The sequence below is a fragment of the Ureaplasma canigenitalium ATCC 51252 genome (assembly GCF_000712165.1).
Taxonomy (GTDB): domain Bacteria; phylum Bacillota_I; class Bacilli_A; order Mycoplasmatales; family Mycoplasmoidaceae; genus Ureaplasma; species Ureaplasma canigenitalium.
Genome location: NZ_JONZ01000004.1, coordinates 237,454 through 261,112, shown reverse-complemented (window position 1 = coordinate 261,112; position 23,659 = coordinate 237,454). Strand labels below are relative to the sequence as shown.

The 23,659-nt window shown below is 33.6% G+C and carries 21 protein-coding genes; 7 read left to right on the top strand and 14 right to left on the bottom strand.

The annotated features are described in order from the left end of the window. The 5 genes from T416_RS03495 to T416_RS03490 all read right to left on the bottom strand — a co-directional run. Nucleotides 1–1,503 (bottom strand): Vmc-like lipoprotein signal peptide domain-containing protein (locus tag T416_RS03495; protein ID WP_038079557.1); only part of this gene is annotated, 1,503 nt, incomplete at its 3' end. 29 nt (nucleotides 1,504–1,532) lie between these two features. Next, nucleotides 1,533–3,089: an aromatic motif membrane protein gene (locus T416_RS0101105; protein ID WP_031489002.1), complete on the bottom strand. Its 1,557-nt coding sequence runs from the start codon at nucleotides 3,087–3,089 to the stop codon at nucleotides 1,533–1,535. Next, complete coding sequence (locus T416_RS0101100) at nucleotides 3,076–5,685, bottom strand: aromatic motif membrane protein (RefSeq protein ID WP_031489001.1); 2,610 nt, start codon at nucleotides 5,683–5,685, stop codon at nucleotides 3,076–3,078. Before T416_RS0101100 ends, T416_RS0101105 begins: the two co-directional genes overlap by 14 nt. Before the next feature lie 2 nt (nucleotides 5,686–5,687). After that, nucleotides 5,688–6,473 carry an ABC transporter ATP-binding protein gene (locus T416_RS0101095; protein WP_051675880.1) on the bottom strand — a complete coding sequence of 262 codons (786 nt, stop codon included), beginning with the start codon at nucleotides 6,471–6,473 and terminating at the stop codon, nucleotides 5,688–5,690. Nucleotides 6,474–6,641: 168 nt separating this feature from the next. Next, nucleotides 6,642–8,768 (bottom strand): TroA family protein, encoded by a 2,127-nt coding sequence (locus T416_RS03490; protein WP_038079544.1) that lies wholly within the window; start codon nucleotides 8,766–8,768, stop codon nucleotides 6,642–6,644. A gap of 497 nt (nucleotides 8,769–9,265) precedes the next feature. Between T416_RS03490 and T416_RS0101085 the strand changes: the two genes are divergently transcribed. Then, entirely contained in the window at nucleotides 9,266–10,186 is a 921-nt protein-coding gene (locus T416_RS0101085; protein ID WP_031488998.1) for a DUF6856 family protein, read from the top strand. A 45-nt stretch (nucleotides 10,187–10,231) separates the two neighbouring features. Here the strand turns inward: T416_RS0101085 and T416_RS0101080 are convergent, their stop codons facing one another. Next, nucleotides 10,232–10,759: a ferritin-like domain-containing protein gene (locus T416_RS0101080; protein ID WP_031488997.1), complete on the bottom strand. Its 528-nt coding sequence runs from the start codon at nucleotides 10,757–10,759 to the stop codon at nucleotides 10,232–10,234. A 152-nt stretch (nucleotides 10,760–10,911) separates the two neighbouring features. Here T416_RS0101080 and T416_RS0101075 point away from each other — a divergent pair, with 152 nt between their 5' ends. Together T416_RS0101075 and T416_RS0101070 are read left to right on the top strand one after the other, a co-directional pair. Beyond that, on the top strand, nucleotides 10,912–12,339 hold the full coding sequence (locus tag T416_RS0101075; RefSeq protein ID WP_031488996.1) for an HsdM family class I SAM-dependent methyltransferase: 1,428 nt from the start codon (nucleotides 10,912–10,914) through the stop codon (nucleotides 12,337–12,339). Nucleotide 12,340: 1 nt separating this feature from the next. Beyond that, nucleotides 12,341–13,636 carry a restriction endonuclease subunit S gene (locus T416_RS0101070; RefSeq protein ID WP_031488995.1) on the top strand — a complete coding sequence of 432 codons (1,296 nt, stop codon included), beginning with the start codon at nucleotides 12,341–12,343 and terminating at the stop codon, nucleotides 13,634–13,636. 36 nt (nucleotides 13,637–13,672) lie between these two features. On the opposite strand, the gene T416_RS0101065 is transcribed toward T416_RS0101070, so the two are convergent. From T416_RS0101065 to T416_RS0101035, 7 genes are read right to left on the bottom strand one after another with little or no spacing between them, the layout of a single operon-like run. Beyond that, nucleotides 13,673–14,536 (bottom strand): urease accessory protein UreD, encoded by an 864-nt coding sequence (locus T416_RS0101065; protein WP_031488994.1) that lies wholly within the window; start codon nucleotides 14,534–14,536, stop codon nucleotides 13,673–13,675. 2 nt (nucleotides 14,537–14,538) lie between these two features. Further along, nucleotides 14,539–15,159, bottom strand: a complete 621-nt coding sequence (gene ureG, locus T416_RS0101060) for an urease accessory protein UreG (protein WP_031488993.1) — start codon at nucleotides 15,157–15,159, stop codon at nucleotides 14,539–14,541. A gap of 28 nt (nucleotides 15,160–15,187) precedes the next feature. Beyond that, nucleotides 15,188–15,886 (bottom strand): urease accessory protein UreF, encoded by a 699-nt coding sequence (locus T416_RS0101055; protein WP_031488992.1) that lies wholly within the window; start codon nucleotides 15,884–15,886, stop codon nucleotides 15,188–15,190. Next, a complete protein-coding gene (gene ureE, locus T416_RS0101050) occupies nucleotides 15,876–16,325 on the bottom strand; it encodes an urease accessory protein UreE (protein WP_031488991.1) in 450 nt (149 codons plus the stop codon). Before ureE ends, T416_RS0101055 begins: the two co-directional genes overlap by 11 nt. Before the next feature lie 60 nt (nucleotides 16,326–16,385). After that, on the bottom strand, nucleotides 16,386–18,185 hold the full coding sequence (gene ureC / locus T416_RS0101045) for an urease subunit alpha (RefSeq protein ID WP_031488990.1): 1,800 nt from the start codon (nucleotides 18,183–18,185) through the stop codon (nucleotides 16,386–16,388). Between the two features lie 22 nt (nucleotides 18,186–18,207). Beyond that, on the bottom strand, nucleotides 18,208–18,582 hold the full coding sequence (gene ureB, locus T416_RS0101040; RefSeq protein WP_031488989.1) for an urease subunit beta: 375 nt from the start codon (nucleotides 18,580–18,582) through the stop codon (nucleotides 18,208–18,210). A 32-nt stretch (nucleotides 18,583–18,614) separates the two neighbouring features. Further along, on the bottom strand, nucleotides 18,615–18,920 hold the full coding sequence (locus T416_RS0101035; RefSeq protein ID WP_031488988.1) for an urease subunit gamma: 306 nt from the start codon (nucleotides 18,918–18,920) through the stop codon (nucleotides 18,615–18,617). 338 nt (nucleotides 18,921–19,258) lie between these two features. Between T416_RS0101035 and T416_RS0101030 the strand changes: the two genes are divergently transcribed. From T416_RS0101030 to T416_RS0101015, 4 genes are read left to right on the top strand one after another with little or no spacing between them, the layout of a single operon-like run. Next, nucleotides 19,259–20,449: an ABC transporter ATP-binding protein gene (locus T416_RS0101030; protein ID WP_245600629.1), complete on the top strand. Its 1,191-nt coding sequence runs from the start codon at nucleotides 19,259–19,261 to the stop codon at nucleotides 20,447–20,449. Further along, nucleotides 20,424–20,924, top strand: a complete 501-nt coding sequence (locus tag T416_RS0101025) for a hypothetical protein (RefSeq protein WP_031488986.1) — start codon at nucleotides 20,424–20,426, stop codon at nucleotides 20,922–20,924. The genes T416_RS0101030 and T416_RS0101025 overlap by 26 nt, the downstream gene beginning before the upstream one ends. 5 nt (nucleotides 20,925–20,929) lie before the next feature. Next, nucleotides 20,930–21,670 carry a TlyA family RNA methyltransferase gene (locus T416_RS0101020; protein ID WP_031488985.1) on the top strand — a complete coding sequence of 247 codons (741 nt, stop codon included), beginning with the start codon at nucleotides 20,930–20,932 and terminating at the stop codon, nucleotides 21,668–21,670. Further along, nucleotides 21,654–22,739 carry a Y-family DNA polymerase gene (locus tag T416_RS0101015; protein ID WP_031488984.1) on the top strand — a complete coding sequence of 362 codons (1,086 nt, stop codon included), beginning with the start codon at nucleotides 21,654–21,656 and terminating at the stop codon, nucleotides 22,737–22,739. Before T416_RS0101020 ends, T416_RS0101015 begins: the two co-directional genes overlap by 17 nt. Here T416_RS0101015 and ruvB read toward each other — a convergent pair. Then, nucleotides 22,728–23,657, bottom strand: a complete 930-nt coding sequence (gene ruvB / locus T416_RS0101010; RefSeq protein WP_031488983.1) for a Holliday junction branch migration DNA helicase RuvB — start codon at nucleotides 23,655–23,657, stop codon at nucleotides 22,728–22,730. The genes T416_RS0101015 and ruvB overlap by 12 nt on opposite strands. Nucleotides 23,658–23,659: the final 2 nt, after the last annotated feature.

Here is a 23,659-nt window from a genome sequence, read left to right as displayed (position 1 = left end):
AAGTACTTCGTTAATTTGTTCATCAGTAATGTTGTCCCGTGGACCCTTGATGGTTGGGTTTAGGTATCCACCATCGGGATCGTAAGCATGAGGGAAGTGTTCATTGTTAGCATGGGAATTTTGACTTCTTACAATAATTCCTTCAGCTTTTAAATCAATCGTCTTAATCTTGTTTAAGATGTTTTTCTCCGGATCAATTTTATAGATGGTGACAGCAATTAAATCAAACCAACGTTCGTTCGCAATATAAGAACCGTATTTGTTATGAAGGTACCATTTAACAAGAGCACCACCGTTCGCATGAACGAGACCAGATATCTGGGTATCCTTGTACAGTTTTCGGTCAATCGTACTTTCGGCCTCGTATGTTCGTGTATCATTCCCGATTGGTCGTTGTTTTAGGGTAACGGTCACTCGGTAGTTCTTATTTAAGTTGGTAAACTCTCGTCCATTTTTATAGAGATAAATAGTAGTATTGTAAAACCCAGGACGAGAGCCGGATGCTGACTGACGACTTAGTTTAAAGTCTTTTCCGTAGTCAGTTACGATGTTAGTAGTAATCACATCAGAAGCGGTTATTTCCTCCGCTTCTCTACCCTTATCAAAGGTATTGAAGGTTGGTCGGTTTTCCTGTGGAGCTTGGATAGATTTACTATTTTCATCAGTATCTATTTGGTTATTAATACTTGTATCATCAACACATTCTAGTTTAACTACCTTATAGGTTACTCGGATTTTCATAGTATCAAAAGGAAAGTCGACACTTCCGTCTTCTTTGACCGTAGCTGGTTGGCTAGTGTAGGATGATACATCACCGATCGAGTCTTTTTCCGCTTCTTGGAGAAGGGTGATTTTGATCTGTTTTCCTTTGACTTTCATAGGGTTAGTAAATTTCATTCTTAGGAGTGAAACCGTCTTTCCGTTCATTCTTATCTTAATGATCGGTTTTTTAACTTTCCTAATGTAAAGAATCGATTTATTTTCATCAGCATCGGTTGGTGGAGGAGCATCCTCTTCGGTTTCCACCGTAGGATCTTCAAGGTCAAGTTTACCGTTTAAATCTTCAGCATCAAGGTCTTTATAGTCATCATCGACGTTGGGAATTTGATTACTTGTTGATGAATCTAATTCCTTCTTTGTAGGTGGGACTGGAGTTTTGTCTTTTTCTGGGTCTTTTGGACTTTCAGGAGTCTTCTTATCTTCTTCAGGTTTTTTCTTAGGTGGAGTCTTAGGTTCGGGGTTTGGTTTTCCTGCATCAGGTTTACTATGGTCGTGACCAGAATGGTCGTGACCACTGTGGTCATGACCATCATTCTTACCTTTATCCATTCCTCCGGTATTTCCCCCATTGTTTTTATGAGTACTACCAGTATCAGTTCCCCCGGTCTTTCCACCATTCTTTCCCGATTCAGGTCGACAAGCGACCGCGACTGCTGCAAGCGATGCTCCTATAACAACACTCCCGAGAATACCAAATAGGATTTTATTTTGTTTTACTTTCATAATTTACTTCTACAAAAGATGTAGTCCTTTTATTGATCATTATCAACCATATCTACAATCTTATAAGTATCTGGTTTTTGAGAAGAACCATAAGATTCATTGAAAATGGTCTGGAATATGTTCGAGTACTTAGGAGGTACCGGTGTTCTATCAGTTGGGTTTTCATTCCCTTGTGTACCATAGAAAACATCATAGTATTTAGCTAAATTAAAATTAGTTAACAACGATGAACCATAGTCATATAGGTCACGAAGGGTATATAGGTTGCTATTGATTTGGAAATCACTTTTAACGAATTTTAAAGTTGGTTTGTTATCCTTGACATCATTTTGATAGTGAAGAAGAAATCTTAGTTCGATTCAATAACCATCTCTGTTCATAAGAGCGAACATTTGGTATTTATTAAAGGTTCTTGAGGCATCTGAAACGAAATATTTAAGTTTTGAAAACGGAATTTCTTGTCCGCTTTGGTCAAGAATTTTAACAATTCTTGAATTTTCATCAAAATTATACAAGTGGTTGGAAATTAAGAAGTCACCATCACCATCGGTTTGAGTTTCGATAACTGAATCCTTCATCACACGGACTTCGTTTTCAGATGCATCATTGAAGGAAAGAACAACTTTTTTATTCTTATTAGATGATCCAAAATCTAAATCAAAGTATTGTTCCTTACCGTCTTCACCCTTATGAGCTAACTTATTATTAACTCTAAGTTCAACGACATCATCTTTCAAATGAGCACTACGAATAGTAATATTCGAATCTCTTACTTCCATATCCTTCTTGTAAAGCTTAGCTCTTCCATTTTCATCAAGTTGCACTTCAACATGATATGCGTAGTGATCTCGAATTGCTCTACCTTCTTTATCAACCATATAAATTTTGATTGATTGATTAGCATATTCAGATCCTAGATGAGCTTCTCGCTTATAGTAAGCCGGAGTATGTCCAGGACTATCGTATGTAACAAAAACATAGTCAATAAATTGATTGCTTTGCGGTCGATATAATTGTTTCTTCAAACTATTTTCAGCGGCAATATCCTTGAATGAAGTTTTGATTGTTGAGTCAGTCGCACCTTCGGGTTCGAGTGTAAAAATGAAATTATCAATATTAAAGATGTATCATAATCAATTCTTTCTTAATAATTCATCTTCGATAAATTTATACTTATTATACGGAAGCGGATATCTTATTCCCGTCTTTGTATATGGGTTATAACCAAAAGGATTATCATCATTTAGGTCGTTGTTGTAAGTAAATATTTCACGTAACTCAGTTAAATAAGATTGCGGAATAGAGACTTGTGACTTAATAAATTCATTCCGTTCCTTTTCATTAGGAAAAGTGTATTTAAGAAGTTGGTCAATCACTGAACTTCTTAGGAATAAATTTCATTTTGCTTCTAGTTCACTATCTGGCAAAAGTTTGTCAATAAATTCATTTTCGCTGCTAACTAATGAAGAAGCTGTAGCACTTTTTGTACTAGGAGTACAAGCCGCTATTACTGTGATCGGAAGGGCAACGGATAAAATCCCAAGAGTTGATGATAATCAAAGTTTTGTTTTTTTAGATTTCAACATCTTTTAGACCATCCTTTCAAAGTAAAATCATTTTCGCTGGTATACCAAATTTCGGAATAACTTGTTTTTCATAGAAGATGTAACCCTTTGGATCACCGTGCTTAAATGAGTTGTGGAAAGCATTAGTAATAATCGGAATACTTGGTGGTAGTTTTGACTGAGCAAAAACAATACCATAAGGTTTCATAATAATTGGTGAACCCTCATGACCGAACTCAATTTGAATAATTGCCTTATCTTTCGCAAGATAGAATTCCTTCTTTAATGCGGTACCATGTTCCTTCGATTCATCACTTTCGATTAGTTGATCAAGAAGAGTGTTGTAAAAACCACGATCAGGGAAAGGTGTTCTTGGAAGCTTTTTACGATATTGAGGTGACATCTTTAAGATTTCATCCTTATTATCTTTATTCCGTGAATCTGGTAGGAAGAATCATGCGATTTGGTGAAGAGCAAACTTATCAAGATTGTTTAATACAAAGTATCAATTTTTCGTTAGGAAACGGGCATATTCAGCGTATCTATTATTACTAAAGTGATCATCAAATGCTTTTTCTACTTCCGGACCCGGATCAAGAATTGAACCAAACTCCTTGGCATATTTTTTTAACTCTTCAATAATTTGTTTTTGATAAGCAGGATCGTTTTGTTGATTAATGTATTCAACTTTTTTAACTTCACGTTCACTTCGTCCATAACCAGCAAAAGCGAAGTCAAGAATGGTTTCAATAATTGACTTGTGCTTCTTTTGTTGCGGAGTTTCCTTCTTATCTCTGATGTTTAATTTAGGGTCAACAAACGATGTATATCGATCTGGAATCTTGTGATTTTGACTTCCTTGTTGTTCTTCGTTACTATTTCGAATTCTAAATAGAACATTCGAATCAATACTAGCTATGGTGAACATCTTTGCTTTATATTTATGATAAAGATGACGGAACACATAAGCATTAAAACCTTGTCATCTACTACCAGTGTTTACAAGGTAGTTTTGTTCTTCAAGTTTTTCGTATTCCTTCTTTGTATTATAGTCATCGAACCCGAAGGAATCCTTAATAATCACATCCTTCAAAGCTCCAGTGTCCTTATCCATAATCCCTTTTTGAATAAGATATTCATTAAACTTAGTTTGGATGATATCTTCCATTTCGTTCGCGATTGCAGCAAGATTTTCAATTGGTTCTGGGAAGACGAAGACATCGAAATCAAGTCGTTCACGTACGGTATTACCAGTTTTAAATTTAAGGAGACGGATAATTGAATTGTTTTCTAGTTGAATATAGAAAACTTCTTTATCATACTTATCGTAACTTTTCTTCTTAATTTTAACCCTATGGAAGTTTACAATGTGGTTTGAAGTTTGTTTATAAATATAATCCTTCTCTAAATAGTGAGTAAGAAAAACAGTTGTTTCCCCAATCCCTTTTGCATCAAGTTCAATATTGTTATCGATTGGTGCTAATGTTTGTTTATAAATTTCATCACCAGCTACATAATGACGTTTATGTTGCTTTGTAAGTAGTTCATCGTGACGAATCCCATCAACTGTAACACCAACCATTGAGAAACCATCACGTTTATTTAAACCTGTGACATCGAATTTAAAGACACCATCAGTATTAACTCGAACAGCTTCAAGTTCGGTTTCTTCACCAGTTTGACGATTCAAGAAAATTCCTTTAACATCGTTTGTTGTATTATTCTTAGTGTCAAGGTAAAGATTTAACTTCTTTTCCGCACTATCATAAATTAATAAACGATTGATAATTCTTTTGCTAGTAGTTAATTTGCGGTTATCATATAGATAATGTTCAGAATCGACATTGTCTAACGAGTTAACACTTGCGACTTGATAAACATAACCTAACTTAAGTTGATTAGCATCAAAAGTAAGTGCTTTTTTCTCATCATTATATTTAGCAACGATTTTAGTAATGCTTTGGTCGTCGAATAAATAGTTTTCTTCGGTTAGTTTTTCTTTGTAATAAGGTTGTTCGCTACCTTCATTTGGGGAACGATTTAAATCAACATCCTTAAAGTTAAAATAAAGGTTTTGGTGTCAAGGTCAATAGTTAAATTCAAAATAATTTAAATATTGTAGAACTCAATATCAGTTTTCAGTAAAATTTCGAACAAGGATGTCACGCGCTCTTTGTTTATTTTTTCGATATTTACGAGTGTTATTTAAGCCGGGATTAGCAGACTCTTCACGCTCAGTGTTTAACTTATCTTCTAAATTTTGTGACGTATGCGGCTTATAGTAGTGAAGACTTAATTTAACATCACTAAAGTTTTGAATCGGTAGTTTGTTTCACTTGAAAAGATTTTCACTAATTGTTGTTGTATCAGGAATACCTTCACTATCCTCGTACATTTCATTAAGCAAACGTTTCACAATTGGTTGGTTACGAAAGGCTTTATTTTCCCGAATCCGTTTTTCGTTTTCTGTTTCAACCTGGTCTTCGTGTAGTGAAGACTGATTAACATTTTGTTTTTGTCCAAAACTGACCCCAAGACCAATAGCAATTGACGATGCAATGCAAGCACTGGCTACAATCCCAAATAACTTAAGAGCTTTGTTTTGTTTTTGAGTCATAACTATAAATCCTTTTTAATTGAATCTTCGCTAAACATCATTTTTCTTCCATCTTTAGCTTGATCTTTTAGTATCAGGTTGTAGTATAGACTATCAAGGTCAGCATACTTCACACCTGTATAAACTAATTTACCACCATGAATAAGAGTTAGAGAGTTAGCATATTCATCAGCTTCCTTAAGGATGTGACTACATAGGAAAATTGTTTTTCCTTCACGGTTTAATTCTTTAAGGATTTCAAAGAATTCAAAACGTGCACTAGGGTCAAGGTTAGCCGCTGGTTCATCAAGGATAATCAACTCCGGATTGTGTAGAAGGGCTTGAATTAAAAGCACTTTCTTTTTTTGACCACTTGAGAAGTTAACTGGTTTCTTATCTTTTAAGTTAAGGATTCCCATTGTATCAAGCAAATAAAGAATCTTTTCTTTTGCTTCCTTCGCTGACACTCTTGAAAGACGAGCCAATGAGAATAGGTATTCATATGTTGTAATTTCTTGTGGGAAGAGAGCAACTTCTGGTACATAACCTAATTTGCTCTTACTTTCTGGCAAACGGTTGTCATATCCGTCAATCAAGATTTTCCCTTGAAAATCAGCATAAGCATTAATAATCGTTTTAATTGTGGTTGTTTTACCAGCACCGTTTTCCCCAACGAAAGCGTGAATATCACCTTTTTTAATACTAAAAGTAAGATTTCTTACACCTTGAGTACTTCGTTTGTAAATTTTTGTCAAATCAATTACTTCAAGGATGTTCTCGTTTTTGTGAACGGGATCACGGGAAACCATATTATTTTTTCTTGGTTTACTCATTAATGGACTTGTAAGAGTTGGTTTCGTCTTTGACATGTCAACTGATTTTTCCATCATTGGTTTAGACATCGTCTTTTCCATTGGTTTATCAATACTTGGTTTGTCCATCATCGGTTGATCATTCATAGTTTTGTTATCCATAGACTAACGATAATCCTTTCTTGTATAACCGAAGTATGCACCGACAAGCATTGCAGCGATGATGGCCATTCAGATAATAGAATATAAACCTTTAATAACTCGACCACTGTCAACTTTTTGATACCCTTGAACTGGTTCAATCGTATAAACTTCTTCTACCGGTTGGAAAAGATGATTACCTGAACGTTCAAGTGTAAATCGGTGAACAACTAGTGTTTGGTTACCTTCTTCTTGGATTATCTTAGGTTGAACGACGTGAGTGAATGATTTATAACCACCAATAAAGTATTTATAGTTATCGATGTAAGTTCAAACTTGCTCTGGTTCATAAGCTTTTGAACGGTCAGTGTTAGTTAGGATAATGTCAAGAATCTTATCATCATCCTTCACGGTTTTCGCTGTACTCTTATTGTGATTGAAGTAGATGTAGTACAACATACTTACAACAAGGTAAACCTTCTTTTCAGTTAGGTTACTGATTTTTCTTGGGTCAATGTCTTCTTTAAGAATTTCAGACGGACTCTTTGTATCGTAAACTTCAAGGAAGTGTTTAGGAGTAACGACTTTCTTTACATTACCGTTTTCATCAGTAACTTCTTCTGTTACAACATTATCATTATCAACAATCTTAGCGATTGTTTTATAAATTGTATCCTTACTTACTGGAACAAAGTTACCTTGATCATCACGAACTAATGGAACTAACTCGTTTTGGTAGAATTCTTCAGCTTTTTCGTTAAACACTTTTGAAGAAAGTGTGTCAGCGACTATTGTTCAATCAAGTTTACCAACAAGGTTATCCGGACTTGGGTAAGTACTGTTATCTTCCTTAAATTGAGAGTTAATGACAGAAGCACCTTCACGAGCATAGATGATTTCAGCATTATCAAGGGTCTTTTCACTAATCTTACTTGAAGATCTTAATAGACCAGGAACAATATAAAGGGTTTTTTCGGTATGTTCGTGACTGTGATCGTGTCCTTCGTGATGTAACACTGATTGTTGTTCCTTGTGTTCACCATGGTCATGATCGTGACCATCATCAATTTCAAATGACTTTCCATCATCAATAACCTTATAAGAAGGAAGAGTTGATGGAGCTTTTTTGTTGATCATATAGTCGTTTTCTTTACTTGAGTTATGATTGAAGTAAAGATACTTTTGCAAGTTCTTTTCTTGCTTGTCAGCAATAAGGTCAACTGGGTCATTATCACGTTTAGCGAAGACATCTATTAATTGGTAAGGAACAAACAATCAAGAAATTGCTTGTCAAGCTTTTGCTGAGTCCTTCTTATAATTATATGCACTTGCTAAAAAGTCGTTTTGACGTTCAGTGAAAGTAACTTCTGGAGTACTTGAACCTGGTCTTACTTGTCATTTAGGGATTAAATAAAGTAAGTCTTGGTGGTCATTTAGATAGAACTTTTCAGCATCCAAAATGGTCTTACTATTATAAGAGTCATAAGGAATTTCAAGTTCTTTCGCAATCGCATTACTTGCTGGTGTTGTAAAAATACTTGTAACATTACCTGCAACAAGTAAAGGAGCAAAGGTAATAATAGGAGCAATCATTGCTAACTTACTTGAACCTTTGATTGCGATAAGAATTACCATTAATCCAAAAATTAAATATGCAACAAAGAAACTAAAGAATCCTGATACATATCAATGGTTAACATAGGAACTAAATGGGTAGTTTGAAGCATAAAAGATGATCATTCCTAGGAAGACAGAGAAGCTGTAGAAAACACCTAGGAAAACAAAGAATCCTAACTTAGTAAGAATTACATTTTTTCTCGAAATACTCTTCGAAAATATTAGGATATCCATCCCTTCTTTGGCTAAATCTTTGAAAAGGTTTAGCGCTTTAATATTTGCGAAGATTACCGCAAGCAGCAAGTTAATCGCAAGGTTTATATATGAGATAATCAAAAATGTGTTAGGATCGGTTTGGTTTCTTACCCCAACAACATTACCTATAATGGTCAAAATGATTGTGATTAAAAAAGCTATGATAGGGATAATAATCGTGCTTTTCTTTTTAAACACAAGAATCGCTAAAAATTTACTATACAAGAAACTTGTTTGTAAACTAGGATTTACTTTTGACGTTGTTTGTGTTGCTTCCATTCAAACAACTCCTTTTATATATTTTTCAATAAATAAATTCCGTTACTTCACAGTCTTTTACATGCGAAAATGATGTAAATTGTCTATATTAAGTTTTTAATTTCATCTTTTTTTCTTAATGTACCAAAAACTAAACTAGACAAATATCTAGACTCTTACATAACTCCAATATTATAGAGATGTGATGTCAAAAAGTGGGTTTCGGGATTGAACCAAAAAGACAATAAAAACGGACTTTTTACAACAAAAAATAAAAAACGGTACAAATTAAGTTTATTTTTATCGAAACAGGAAAAAATTAATTTTTTTGTTCGATATTGTCATTTACACTTTATTTGGAACATTTTTTAAAAAATCTTTTGCTGGTTTCTTTTCCTTCTTCTCATCCCTTAAACTTTTCTTTTCTATTAGTTAATAAAACATTTATAATAAAGATTTATAAAAAGAATAAAGATTATGAAATCTATATTTAAAATATAACTACACTTGGACACAATATGAAAAAAGCCATCTTAATTACCGGAGTTTCCCTTCTTCTTTCAGCTGGTGTTATTACAACTGCTACCTTTCTTGCTTTAAAAAATAAGAAGGAAGATGTCTTTCCTAAGGAAACACATTTAAATCTGTACAATACTAGTACTGATTTAAATGTGTTGCCAAACGAGAAAACTTCTATTAAGGAATTGCTTCTTGGAACAACTAAAGTTAATGACGGTAACTATATAATCTATATAGGGACAAACACTAATTTAAGTAATAACGATTTTCTTTATAACAATAAAGAAAATCAAATCAATAGTCTTAATGATTTAAAGAACAATCATAACCTAGTTTATAAGGGCGCATTCTTTAAAGCACTTAAAAATTTAAATGATTACAAAGACCAAGACATATACGAAAGTGTTCCTAGAGTGTTTAACTTCATTGATACCGTAAACGATGATCTATTTAAAACAGCTGAAGAGTATGAACAAAAAATCAGTGATTTACGAAAATCAACTATTGATCGTGAAAAAAACTACGGTAATAGTCAATCGGAGAAGTTTAATTTTAATATAAATGCGAAGCATAAAGACATTAACGGCAAGGAAGTTTACTACCGAACTGATGAACGAGCTCGTATTATGCGTGAAATTCTTGCTTTCGTTTCTGGTTATATAAAGAATAGTCAACTTGTTGATATCTATGATGGTAATAATCCCGGGATTGTCCTTTTCTATACAAAGGAAACGATTAAAAACGGACCATCTGTTTACTATGGGTCGGTTAAATTAGAACAAACAAATCAAAATCAACCAGGACAAAGACCACCCGAACCAAAGAAATACGATAGTGGTAATTCCCCATTTAATAGTGATTTAGCTGATTTCGGTGGTCAGATTAATGCTGGTATTTACCAAACATACAAGAAGAAATAAAAAAAGAGTCGGCCTGACTCTTTTTTAAAGCTACACCTGGATAAACTATTCTCAGATTTCGTGTGGTCCTTCTTTTTCATTTGCTTCCATTGTTTCTTCAATCATATGGTCAACAAGTAAAGCATCATTGCTGTTGTGGAATAACTTCGCGATTGATTCAATTTCAGCATAATCCTTAATTCCATCACGTACATATCATTGAAGGAAATAAAAAGATTCAAAGTCATTGTGTTTAAGGGCAGTTGCCGCAAGGTGTGCGACATGTTTACGAACATTATTTTCCTCTTCAAGCACAGCTTCTATAATTTCTTTAGCATTCTTAAAAGGGGTGTTGTTAACAGAAACTGTTGTGTTCGTAACAAGTTTGATTCCTGCTTTATTGAAATAATCAACAATATAATCTTTGTGAACTCCTAATTTATCATCACTTAGGTGTTTAACAAATTTAGCTAGGTTAGGCATATCAAATTCACTATCTGCAAGGTGAGCAAGGTGACTGTATTTCATACCTAATGTTAAGTTTAAATTGTAGTGATCATTTAACAACTTAATAACTTCATCAGTTTTTTTCATAATTTCTCCTTATAAATTTTAAATATTAATAATTTAATTATACATAGTTAAACAATGAGTTAGTGTAATGTTCATACGATTCCTTTTTTATTGTTTTTATCCCATTTATTTGTATTATCTTTATTGATTTTATATAATTATTTTTTAATCATATGTACGACTTATCAAAAATAATTAAACAACTAAAAAACATCATGCGAATTGATGAAGGTTTAAACGGAGATGCTCAACGGATTGAACAACTCGGTTGAATCATCTTCCTTAAAATCTTCTCATCAAGAGAAGAAAAAAAGGCTCTTAGCGACCAAAACTATCGTTTTATCCTTGAAGAAAAATATCGCTACCAGTCGCTCCTAGAGCGACCAGAAGCTGGTTTTGTAGAATTTATTAATCATGATTTATTTGAGTATTTAAAAAATATTAATGATGATTCCTATGATGGAAAAATGCTTAAATATATTTTTAGTCATATCCATAATTACATGAAAAATGACCGATTGTTAAAGCGGATATTTGTCATTATCTTTGAAATTGACCTTTATAGTACAACCGACCGTCATGTGCTTGGGGAAATATACGAAATTATTCTTAAGTATCTACAAAATGCGGGCAATGCTGGTGAATTTTATACACCTAGAGCGGTAACTGATTTCATTATTAAAGCACTTGCTCCAAAAAAAAGCGAAACAATTGCGGATCTTGCTTGTGGGACAGGAGGTTTTTTTGCTAGTTATATTAACTACTTAAAGGAACAAAATCCGACATTGGAACCTTCAACTCTTGGTAACCAAATATTCGGGATTGAGAAGAAATCGCTTCCTAATCTACTTTGTCTTACTAACTTGTTTCTATATGGTATTAATGAACCACAAATAATGCACCAGAATACACTTGAGACAACATATTCTCAACATCATTCTCTTCTTAAATTTGATTTAATTGTCATGAATCCTCCTTATGGAGCGAAGGAGAATGTTGAAGTTCAAAACAATTTTCCAAAAGAATATTCTTCATCCGAAACAATTGATCTTTTCATGCTAGTTATGATGGCACGTTTAAAGGATAACGGTAGATCAATCATCATTGTACCCGATAGTTTTCTTTTTAATATTAACTATAATAAGCAAGCAATAAAGGAAAAGTTAATCGATGAATATAACCTAAATACCATTATTAGATTACCAAAAACGGTTTTTAATCCCTACACTGTCATAGCAACCAATATTCTTATTTTTGAAAAAAAGAAACGGGATACGGACTATGTCTGGTACTACCAAATGACATTACCAAACAATATCAAAGCATTTACCAAAACAAAACCGGTCTACCCGATGTATTTCAATGATGTTCTGTTATGATTGAAACAAAAAAAGGAAATTGAGGGTGTTGCATTTAAAGTTAAAATCAATGACTTAAAGACTCGCAAATATAATCTTGATATTAGCCCAGAAAATAATATCACTGCATCTAGCATTCAAAATTTTGATGACATCGTTAAAAACTTCAATGAAGGAATAAAAAAAGATGTAGATGAGTTAACAAATATTTTTAATGCGATAAAAAAGATCCTTGGTGATTAAGATGTTTAAAAAACTTTTGTCTCCTAATGAATTAAAAATGTCTGTGTATGATTATGTTTTCAATCAGTTTTGCAAGGAAAAACCAATCCCTATATTACCATTAAACGATGTTAATGATAATCAACTTGATGTTTTCCGTCGTCTTCAATTTAATATTCACGGATACCGTTTTTATTCTTTTTTTGATCTTTTTCACACCTTTAAAAAGGGGTGTTCATTAACTCGTCTTATGGAAGAAAGGTATAAAGAAAACAAGAAGGGAATACCTTTCATTCGTGCTCGTGACATTATCAATAATAAAATAATCTATGATGAAGTATTTCATATTGATAATCCAGAATCATTTTTAATTAGTAAGAAAGATAGCATCTTACTCTGTACACTCGGAGCATCTTGTCTTAATAAAATCGCATATGTTGACCAGGATGTTGCTTTCGTTAATACCTTTATTTCTTTTAGTTCACCATTTATCCTAAATAAATATGCTTATTATTTTTGTCAGTCAGTATATTTTAAAGAGCAATGTAAACCTTATTTAAGAGGAATGATTAAAGGACTTAATAATAAGGATTTAAAGAAGATGATTATGGCGGTACCAGATGTCAAAACTCAAGCAAAAATTATCGAGAAGTTAGACTTAATATCACCTTTATTATATAAATATGAAATTCTTTATAAAAAGGTAAAGGAAAACCACCAAAACAGAATTATCAATTTAAAGGATGATATTTTTAATTATCTTTTTGCTTCATCCTTTAATATTCCTTTTAAAACAAGTCATTATCCATTAAAGGAAATACTTGAAGTAAGAAACATTGGAAAATCAATTTCCCTAAAGGAAAAAATGGATAACAACATTATGAAGGATGATACCATACCGTATTTAAAGGCAAGTGACATTGCACTTTCTGGAACAATTAATTATCATTCTGGTATTTACCTAAAAAAAGGTAATCGAAGGTTAAAACAAGCTCCTAAGGACAGTATCCTTTTTTGTTTTATTGGAAGCAGTGTTGGTAGAAAAATCGGATATGTCTCGCAGGACTGCTATTTTGTTAATACTTTTTTTAACCTTCGAGCAAAACATTATAATAACTTGGTTTTTTATTATTATTTAAAATCATCCCTTTTCAAAAACAAGATTAATCCATTAATTAAAGGGATGATTCCCTACATTAACATTAAAGACTTGTTGAAAATAACAATTCCCTTTCCTAATAAGGAGTTGCAGAGCAGTATCTATCAAAAAATAATGAATCTTTCCCCTTTAATTAAGAAAATTGAAGAGGGGAAATAAAAAAAGTTGGAGGCACCAACTTTTTTTCTTAATGATTTAGAATTTTCGTAAGTATAGAGGCTTTTTGTTTCAAAGTCTCTTTCTTAAATATGAATGAGCCACTTTTGTGACTTTTTCAACATCAAAATATGTGTTAGCAAGTACTCGTACCGCAAGACCTGGGACATCAAAAGATGAAACTCCAATTTCCATTTGGTAGTCCTTAAAAGTCTCTTTAATGAGATCACGGACGGTAATGATGTCATGTTCGGTAATATTCTCATTAAAGGCGACCATAGTCCCACAATAATGATATCCGCCCATAATTCCAAAAGCCGATTCATCGTGGATATGTGGTTGGAATTTTAAATTATCAAATAGAACGATTTCACCATCCATAAATATTTTGGTATTCAAGTACATTTTTTCATACATGTATGAAATCCCAAAGGGACTTCATCCTGGACCAAAACATTCGGTGTAGATTAGAGTACTTGTTTTTGTAATATGGAAATTATTGAATTGTTCAAACCGACCATTTTCATACACAATGACATTATCAGAAAGATATTCAAGAACGGCATTCTTACCAACTGTGATGTTCGTATATTGAAGGGAAGATTTATCATTAACGGATTTATAAGCTTTCGCACTACTTTGAGTTGTAATAATGCACCGAGCATTATCCTTGATTTCAAAGTCTTGACGATAACGTTCACCAGAAATGTATCCACCACCCATCGTAATCAGTTGGAAGCAAGGCATATGTCAGTCTTGTTCATCAATGTAAAGTGGTTTTGAACTTCGGTAAAAATTTGTGAAGTAGACAGTATGACTCATGTCAGGACTGTCTTTTATTTTTTCGACTTTGATATATAAATAAGCTGCGTAGGTCGCAATTTGTTTATCAGAAGCACGCATAGTTAGTCTTCTAGCATTGCGATTTTAAGACGTTTTTCAATTCATTCAGCTACTTGTTGAAGACCTTCATCAGTTTTTAGGTTAGTTGCAAAGAAATCCTTGTCTCCACGAGACTTACGAGTATCTGACTTCATAACTTCGACATCAGCTCCTACATAAGGTGCTAAGTCAACTTTGTTAATAATGAAAAGGTCAGATTTTATCATCCCTTGACCACCTTTACGCGGAATCTTTTCCCCTTGAGCAACATCAATGATATAAATTGAGAAGTCAACAAGGTCAGGACTAAAAGTAGCTGAAAGGTTATCACCACCACTTTCAAGGAATAACAATTGTAAGTCAGGGTGACGATCACACATTTCTTCTATTGCAGCGAAGTTCATTGATGCATCTTCCCGAATGGCCGTGTGCGGACATCCTCCGGTTTCAACACCCATAATTCGGTCTGCGTCTAGCACGGATGTATTAAGTAAAATCCGAGCATCCTCTTTAGTGTAAATATCGTTTGTAATAGCGGCCATACTATAACCTTTCTTTGAAAGGTAACGAGTAAGACGTTCAATTAGCATCGTTTTACCAGCACCAACTGGTCCACCAACACCAATAATTAAGGGTTTCTTCATAATAACTTTATCCTTCTTTTCTTATATCCTATGACATAAATAATCGCACTGGAACTTCTTCGTGTTCCATTTGAGCAATTTCAAGCCCAGGAATATTTTTACAAAAATCTGTCTTAAAGTCGAGTTTAAAGGCTTTATCTATAATATCGTCGAAATGTTTGTGTTTTAGATCATAAATTAATTTCTGACCCGCTATTTGCCCAAGCGGAATTGCTCGTACACAGTTTTGTGCGAGAGCAGCTGATGTTGAATAAAGATGTGTATAGAGTGAGAGTCTGATATCAAGGTTAAGGTGGACAGCAAGAATTCCAAAAGCAACCGCAGGGTTACCATTCGAAATTTTCGCTCTAATCCGTTTTGCATATTCGCGGAGTAATTCGCAATCAAAAATTTCGTTATAAATCTTAACCATTTGTTGGCCAATTCTTCTTTGGCCGTCACGGGTTTCGCGACTAAGACCTTGGGCAGCAAGCATTTTATCAAGCATTCAAATTTCTTCTACTTTATTACTTTTTAAATACTTATAAACTTGACGAATTGCTAATAAATCACCGTGTAGCAATTGTTCGTTCATATAAAGTAATAATGCTTTTTTAAGTGATGTTACATCATTAACAATATCAAAACGAATATAGGTTTCAATCCCAAATGAATGTGAGAAGCTACCAATCGGAAAATTAGCATTAGTAATTTGCATTAAATCGAGAAGTTGCAAATTATTTTGCATCTGCACAATATCTGAACGGTTCTTTGAGCTTGATTTTCTTTCTTTCATAAAGTGCCTTACTTTCTTTTAGAAATTCCTCAACTAAATAGTCATAAGGCACAGAGATACTATTTTCATCGAACAAGGCAGGGGTATGACGATTACCCAAATTATGTGCAATCATCGCCATTTCTCCGATATTTCGTGCTGTGATGACTAAGACATCTGATAACTCAAGACGAACGATAATTAATTTTCCATCTTCATTAAATAAGATGTCACCATCCTGGAGCATATTTCCTTCAGGCAACTTAATCCCATATTCATGGTTCATATCAGAAGTGGCTAAAATAACTTTTTTTTGAACGTCTTCTTGGTTTAGAAATATGTTTTCAACTTCATATTTCTCAATGTCAGCTAAGGTTTCTATATTACCTAATATTGTTTTAAATACTAACATACTTGTTATATCCTTTTTAGTTTCAATACTAATGTTATTTTAAACTAAAAAAAGACAGTTTTAATATAGGAAGTATCTTTGAGCTAGTGGAGCTTCAGTTAAAGGTTCGCAAGATAGAATATATTTGTTTTTAGCATTCTTTTTAAATCGTTTTGCAAGCTCTTCAGCTGAAATTTCAAGTCAACCTTCAAGGTCAGCATAGTCAACACATGCATCGAATGTTTGAGGGTCAACTTCAAGGTTTGGTGTAGTACCGTTTCACTTAAGTGATTTCTTACTAATGTTTCGACAGTTACGAACAGGAAGAAGTCTCTTCTTCAATCCGTATTCTTCTTTAATTCCGTTTTCAATACCTAGTTTAGAAACAAATGATACTGAGTTGTTTGTCAATGATCCACCATAGCATGCGAATTGGTCACGCATAATTACTGGTTCACATGTTGGAATTGAAGCATTTGGGTCACCAGCGATACAACGAACGATAACACCCATCTTACATACATAGAAAGGTTTAGCACCGAAGAATTTAGGTTCTCAACATACGATGTCAGCAAGTTTTCCGACTTCAAGTGATCCGATGTAGTCAGCAACACCATGAGCAATTGCTGGGTTAATTGTATACTTCGCTACATAACGACGAGCACGCATGTTGTCATCGAATAATTCTTTATCACCTTTAAGTGGTCCGAATTGTTGTTTCATCTTACTTGCTGTTTGTCAAGTACGAGTTACAACTTCTCCAATACGTCCCATTGCAAGTGTATCTGATGACATAACTGAGATAGCACCCATATCATGTAGAAGGTCTTCCGCTTCAATAGTTTGAGCACGAATACGACTGTCCGCAAAGGCAACGTCTTCTGGAACCTTAGGGTTAAGGTGGTGACATACCATAAGCATATCAAGGTGTTCAGCAATTGTGTTTACAGTATATGGCATTGTTGGGTTTGTTGAAGCTGGAACAATGTGTTCATACTTAACAGATTCAAGAATGTCTGGAGCGTGTCCACCACCAGCACCTTCCGTATGGTAAGCGTGAATAACACGACCCTTCATTGCAGCAATTGTGTGTTCAACGAAACCAGCTTCGTTTAATGTATCGGTGTGGATAGAAACACAGACATCAGTCTTGTCAGCAACAGTAAGTGATACATCAATCGCATGTCCAGTTGCCCCTCAGTCTTCGTGGATCTTAAGACCACAAGCACCTGCAGCAATTTGTTCAAGAATTGGAGCTTCAGTACCTTGACCCTTACCTAGGAAACCACAGTTGATTGGAATACCATCAGCTGCTTGTAGGTTATCACGGATTCAGAATTTACCTGGTGAAACAGTAGTTGCTTTTGTACCGTCATTCATACCTGTACCACCAGCAATAACTGTAGTAATCCCACCATCAAGAGCAACTCTTGAAATTTCAGGTTCAAGTCAGTGAACGTGAGTGTCAATTCCACCTGCAGTATAAATTTTACCTTCACCAGCACTAATTTCTGTTGAGATACCTACAATCATATCGATGTTATCAGTTAAGTGTGGGTTACCTGATTTACCAATAGCTGCAATGTATCCATCACGAATTCCGATGTCTGCTTTGTAAATTCCAGTGTAGTCAAGAATTAAAGCATTAGTAATTACAAGGTCCATTACTTCAGCTTTTTTAAATTTTTCATCACGAGTGAAAGTAGCATTCATACCCATACCTTCACGAGCTGTTTTACCACCACCGAATACAGTTTCTTCACCATATTGAGTGTAGTCTTTTTCTACCTTAATTCAGATATTTGTATCACCAAGTCGAACACTATCACCAGTTGTGATACCATAAAGGTCTGAATAGTTTTTTCTCGAAATTTTAAACATATATTTCTCCTCTCTTTTTTAATTATTTGTCAAGTTTTCCGTTAACTTTTCCGTTAACTCCTCAAACTTCACGAGTACCTGCCATATCGATTACAGGAACTTCTTTCTTGTCCCCTGGTTCAAAACGAATCGCAGTACCAGATGAAATATCAAAACGACGACCATAAACTATCTTACGATCTTTATCTTCCTTGCCGTTTTCATCGTAAAAGATTAGAGCTGTGTTTGTTTCGTATAAATGAAAGTGCGAACCAACTTGAATCGGTCTGTCACCTGTGTTCTTAACAGTAATGATAATTTCCTTACGACCTTCATTCATAACGATTTCACTATCATCAAATTTAAGACATCCTGGAATTAATTTACCAGGAGTGTAAATATTTCCTCCACCTGACATAATTTCTCCTTTATTTATTATTGATATATTGATTATTTGTAAATTGGGTCGTGGATAGACACAAGTTTTGTCCCATCAGGGAAAGTTACTTCGACTTGGATAATCCCAATCATTGTGTCAACACCTTCCATTACTTGGTCAATTCGTAAAACTTCACGTGCTGATTGCATTAAGTCAGCAACTAGTTTACCGTCTCTTGCTCCTTCAGCAACATGGTCTGTAATTAAAGCAACAGCTTCACTATAGTTTAGTTTAAGACCTCTTGCCATTCTTCGACGAGCAAGGTCAGCAGCTACCGTAATCATTAGTTTTTGAATTTCTCTAAGTGATAAGTTCATAAACACCTCTTGTATTATTAACATTGCTAATGCACCCTTATTGTATGTTTAAAAAATTGTTTATATGTCAAGTAAAAATATGAAAAAATCAACAAAATTTATTTTTTTAATTTTTAACCAGGAAAAATGTTAAAAACTGCCAAAAATTCTTCAAAATTCGAATTTTAAAGCTATTTTTTATGTTAAATGTTCCAATTATTTTTTAGTTGTATTTACAAGTTAAAGTTATTTTTTTAATTTCTTGGTATGTGTTTTGCTGCTATAAATTATTATTGTTATAAAATAAAGAATATGTTATTAGCTTTAATATAGTAGCAATATATAGAATGGAAAAATCTATGCAAGATAAAGAACAAACAGGAAAACCAATGGATGATAAAGGATCAAATGCAGATCACCACTTCCACCACCATCCTAATCTAAAGGAAATGGAGCAAAAGATGCACATTGATCCAAAAAGCGAAAAACACCTTGTCGACCTAAAAGAAATCATGGAATATGAGGAAGACGAGTCGATGGAAGGACACGAATCGGACGAGGTTGTTTTTGAACTTGATAACATCTCTGTTGGTTATGGTAAGAAAGTAATCATCGATGGACTTTCTGCGAAGATTCACCGAAACGACTTTGTTGTTGTTCTTGGCCCAAATGGTTGTGGTAAGTCAACATTGATTAAAACTCTTTGTCGTATTCACAATCCTATTAGCGGGATTGTTAAATACAAAGGCAAGTTAATTTCACGTCCCCTTCTACCTACACTTTGATTCCAATGAATCGGTCACCGAATCGCAAATGCCTTCACTAAGGATCGTAAAAAAGTAATTGAAACCTTAAAGTGGCACATGGATAATTATAAAAAGGTGGGTGCTTATAAATCTAAAGAGCTTGCTCTTGACCTTGCTTATGTACCACAACTTGCTAACTTCCCAGAAGCTACATCAGTTTATGATTTCGTTAAAATGGGACGTTTCCCTTCAAGTAATGCTCTAGGGATTAACACTAACCACGAACGAGAAAAATACATCATTGAAACTGCTCTTAAACATGTCGGAATCTATGACCTACGTGATTATAATCTTGAAGATCTTTCTGGTGGTCAAAGACAAAAAGCATTAATTGCTCTTTCTCTCGCACAAGATACTGAAACAATAGTTCTTGACGAACCAACGAACCACCTTGATATCCGTAGTCAACTTGAAATTATTGAACTACTTCATAAACTTCACCATAAAATGAAGAAAACAATTATTATTGTTATCCATGACATTAATAATGGTCTAAAATATGCTCATAAAGTTATGATTATGAAAAAAGGTCAGTTGATGCGTTACGGTAAGGTAAAAGAAGTTATTGACAAGCAAATATTGTTAGATGTTTTTGGGGTCGATTCAATCATCTTCAAAAACCCACAAGATAATGTTTATCCACCAGTTACAGTGACTGACTTTAGTCTACCCGCCACTTTTAAAGAAGAACATAAAGCCGAAATGGATAAGGAAACAAGTGAAGAAGACGAAGCGGATTTCTAATAATTCTGTCCACCTAATATCATTTTTCAACAAGAACAGAGAACAACCATGATTTAAGAAAATACGACAATCATGGTTTTTTTGCTACTTATGACCTTTTAAGACTAAAACAAAAAAAGAGAACTTAATCCTTGAAGTAAAAAAAGAATTGCAGATTTTTTTAGCAGAAGAAACCGGTGAAATCATTAAGAATGATCAAATAAACGAAACAGAAGAGTGCGATTTCGCATATGATTTTGAACATTTTAAAAAAATTGTTGAAAAAGAAATCAATCAAGATGAAATAGAAGACATGTCTGTTCTTGTTAATAAAGATAGTAGTGAAATCGATTACGATCAATTTCATTTTGACTTATTATTTAATAAATATATTATCTCACCAGCACGTCTTTGGTATTTCTTTACCCTTTCGTGTTTTGTCGGTCTAATTTCCTTTGCTATCCTAGTCGGTTTTCTTATCAAGCGTTTTTATTAATATTTATGAAGAAAAGAATTGATCATCTAATCGTTGAAAAATTTAATTTAACTCGTTCAAAAGCAATTGACTACATTAAACGTGGTTATGTTTATCATCATAATGAAAAAGTAAGTAAACCATCGTTATTAATCGATGTCGACTCTCTAATTCTTCTTAAACCTTCGTTTCTTTATGTTTCAAAAGGGGGATATAAACTAAAAAAGATCATCGATGAAACCGGATATAATTTCACTAATAAAGTCGTTGTTGATATCGGTGCATCCACTGGTGGTTTTACTGATTTTTGTCTCCAAAATGGTGCTATTAAAGTCTATTCTGTTGATGTTGGTTCAGATTTGCTTGACCCCAAACTAAAAAAAGATCCCCGTGTGGTTATTTATGACAACACTAATGTGAAAAATCTAAGAAGGGAGATGTTCAATGAAAATATTGATGTAATTGTAGCGGACCTTTCTTTCATTTCGCTTTCAGGTGTTTTTAAGAACATATCTAGCATCGCAAATCAAAACACTACAATGTATCTTCTAATTAAACCCCAATTCGAATTAGGTAAGGAGATTGCTTCAACATATAAAGGAATTATTAGAAATGAAGCAAGAAGAAAAGAAGCGATTAATCTTGTCTACCAAGTAATTAATCAAAATGGTTACTTGATTTCAAAGATTGTCGAAACTAGTGTCTTTGATGAAAAAAAGCAAAACATCGAATATATGATTGAAGTAAAATATGCAAATCAAAAATAAAAGAGTAATTTTTCATATTGACATCGATGCTTTTTTCGCATCAGCAGCTACTCTACTTCATCCTGAGTTTAGTGACAAACCAGTTGCTGTCGGTTCTCTAAATTCTAGAACATCAATTATAGCTAGTGCTAACTATTTAGCACGAAAATACGGAGTGCGAGCTGCTATGCAGAACCATATCGCACGACAGCTTTGTCCTTCGTTGGTTATCTTACCTTCAAATTTCAACCACATTAATGAATTATCAGCACACTTCGTTAGTGTGATTAAAAGATTTTCACCAAACATCAGTGTTTATTCAATTGATGAGGTTTTTGTTGATTTTACTAATGAAATAAAAAACTACCACAATAACCCTTTGTTTCTCGCATATAAACTACAAGCAGCAATCAAAAAGGAAGTCCAACTTGATGTATCAATCGGTATAGGTAGTAATAACCAAATTGCAAAAATGGCAACATCATTTAATAAACCAAAAGGTATTACCATCATTAAAGATGAAGAGTTTGAAAAAGTGATATTCCCCCTACCTGTCGGTAAAATCCCGTATATTGGAAAGAATACCGAACAGAAGTTAAAAGAAGTCGGAATTGTTTATATTAAAGACCTTTATCAACCAAATAATATTGATCAAGTAAAACATATTCTTGGTGCTAATTATGACACCATTATTTCGTCTTTTTATCAACCGCAATACCGATCTGTATTTAATGTAAAAAGGGATGTCTATAAATCACTCAGTCGTTCAACTACTCTTCCATATGACACACAAGACTACCAGTATTTAAGAGCAACGATTATCAAACTTGCTAATGAATTAATCTTAAAATTAGACGAAGAACAAATGGAGACAAAAGTGATTTCCATTAGTTATAAATATTTTGATTTTAAATCAAAGATTAAGCAAATTAATCTTCCTTATTTTTGCTCAAAAAAAGATGAATTAATTTCCTATGTGCTTGACCTTTTTTACAATACTTTTAATTACGAAACAGTAAGAGCTATTGGTCTTGGTTTTCATAAGCTGGTTAAGAAAGAAAAAAATAATTCAATCTCGTTATTTGATTAAATTATTATTCTTTAAATATTCAATACCCTTAGATGTAATCCTTCTACCCCTTGGTGTTTTAAGGATAAAGTGTTTCTTAAGTAGATATGGTTCAATCTTCATTTCAACGGTATATTGATCAATGTTGACCGATTGGGCTATTGATTTAATACCCACTTCGTTTTCAGCATAAAAAAGCATTTCAAGATATTTCACATCATATTCTTCAAGGCCGCCATCGAAGATTTTAATTTTACGGAATATTTCATTAATATCCAAGAATTCATCAACAAGTTTAAAGTCAACAACTCGTTTCAATAACCGATTAGCAATTCGTGGTATTCCTTTGGTGTGTGAAGCAATTAGTTCAACATCACTATCCGTTAGGTAAAAGTCAAGTTTCTTCATATTAACTTTAAGAATTTCTTCGATTTCCTTGTTTGTATATTCATTAATATAAAACACGAAACCAAAACGTTCTTCAAGTGGCTTAGGCATCCGTCCGGACATCGTTGTTGCTGCTATTAAACTAAACTTAGGAACAGGTACTCTTGTCTGTTTTCGATTAAAATCTTTGCCAATGCTAATGTCGATAACAAAGTCTTCCATAATCGAATATAGGGTTTCAAGAACCGAAGGGTGTGCTGCATGAATTTCATCAATAAACACTACATCATTTTCATTAATTAAAGAAAGAAGGTTGATGATATCTATCGGTTTTGTAAGATTATTTCCTTGTGCGATATGGATTTTTGTATTCATTTCGTTTGCAATAATCATCGCAAGTGAAGTTTTTCCAACACCAGCAAGGCCGTGAAATAAGATGTGGTCAATGCATGTATTTCTTCTTTTTGCTGCATCAAGGAAAACAAAGATATTTTGTCGTAGAGCATCTTTACCAATGAATTCACGAAGGTAATTTGGTCTTAAATTAACCATAA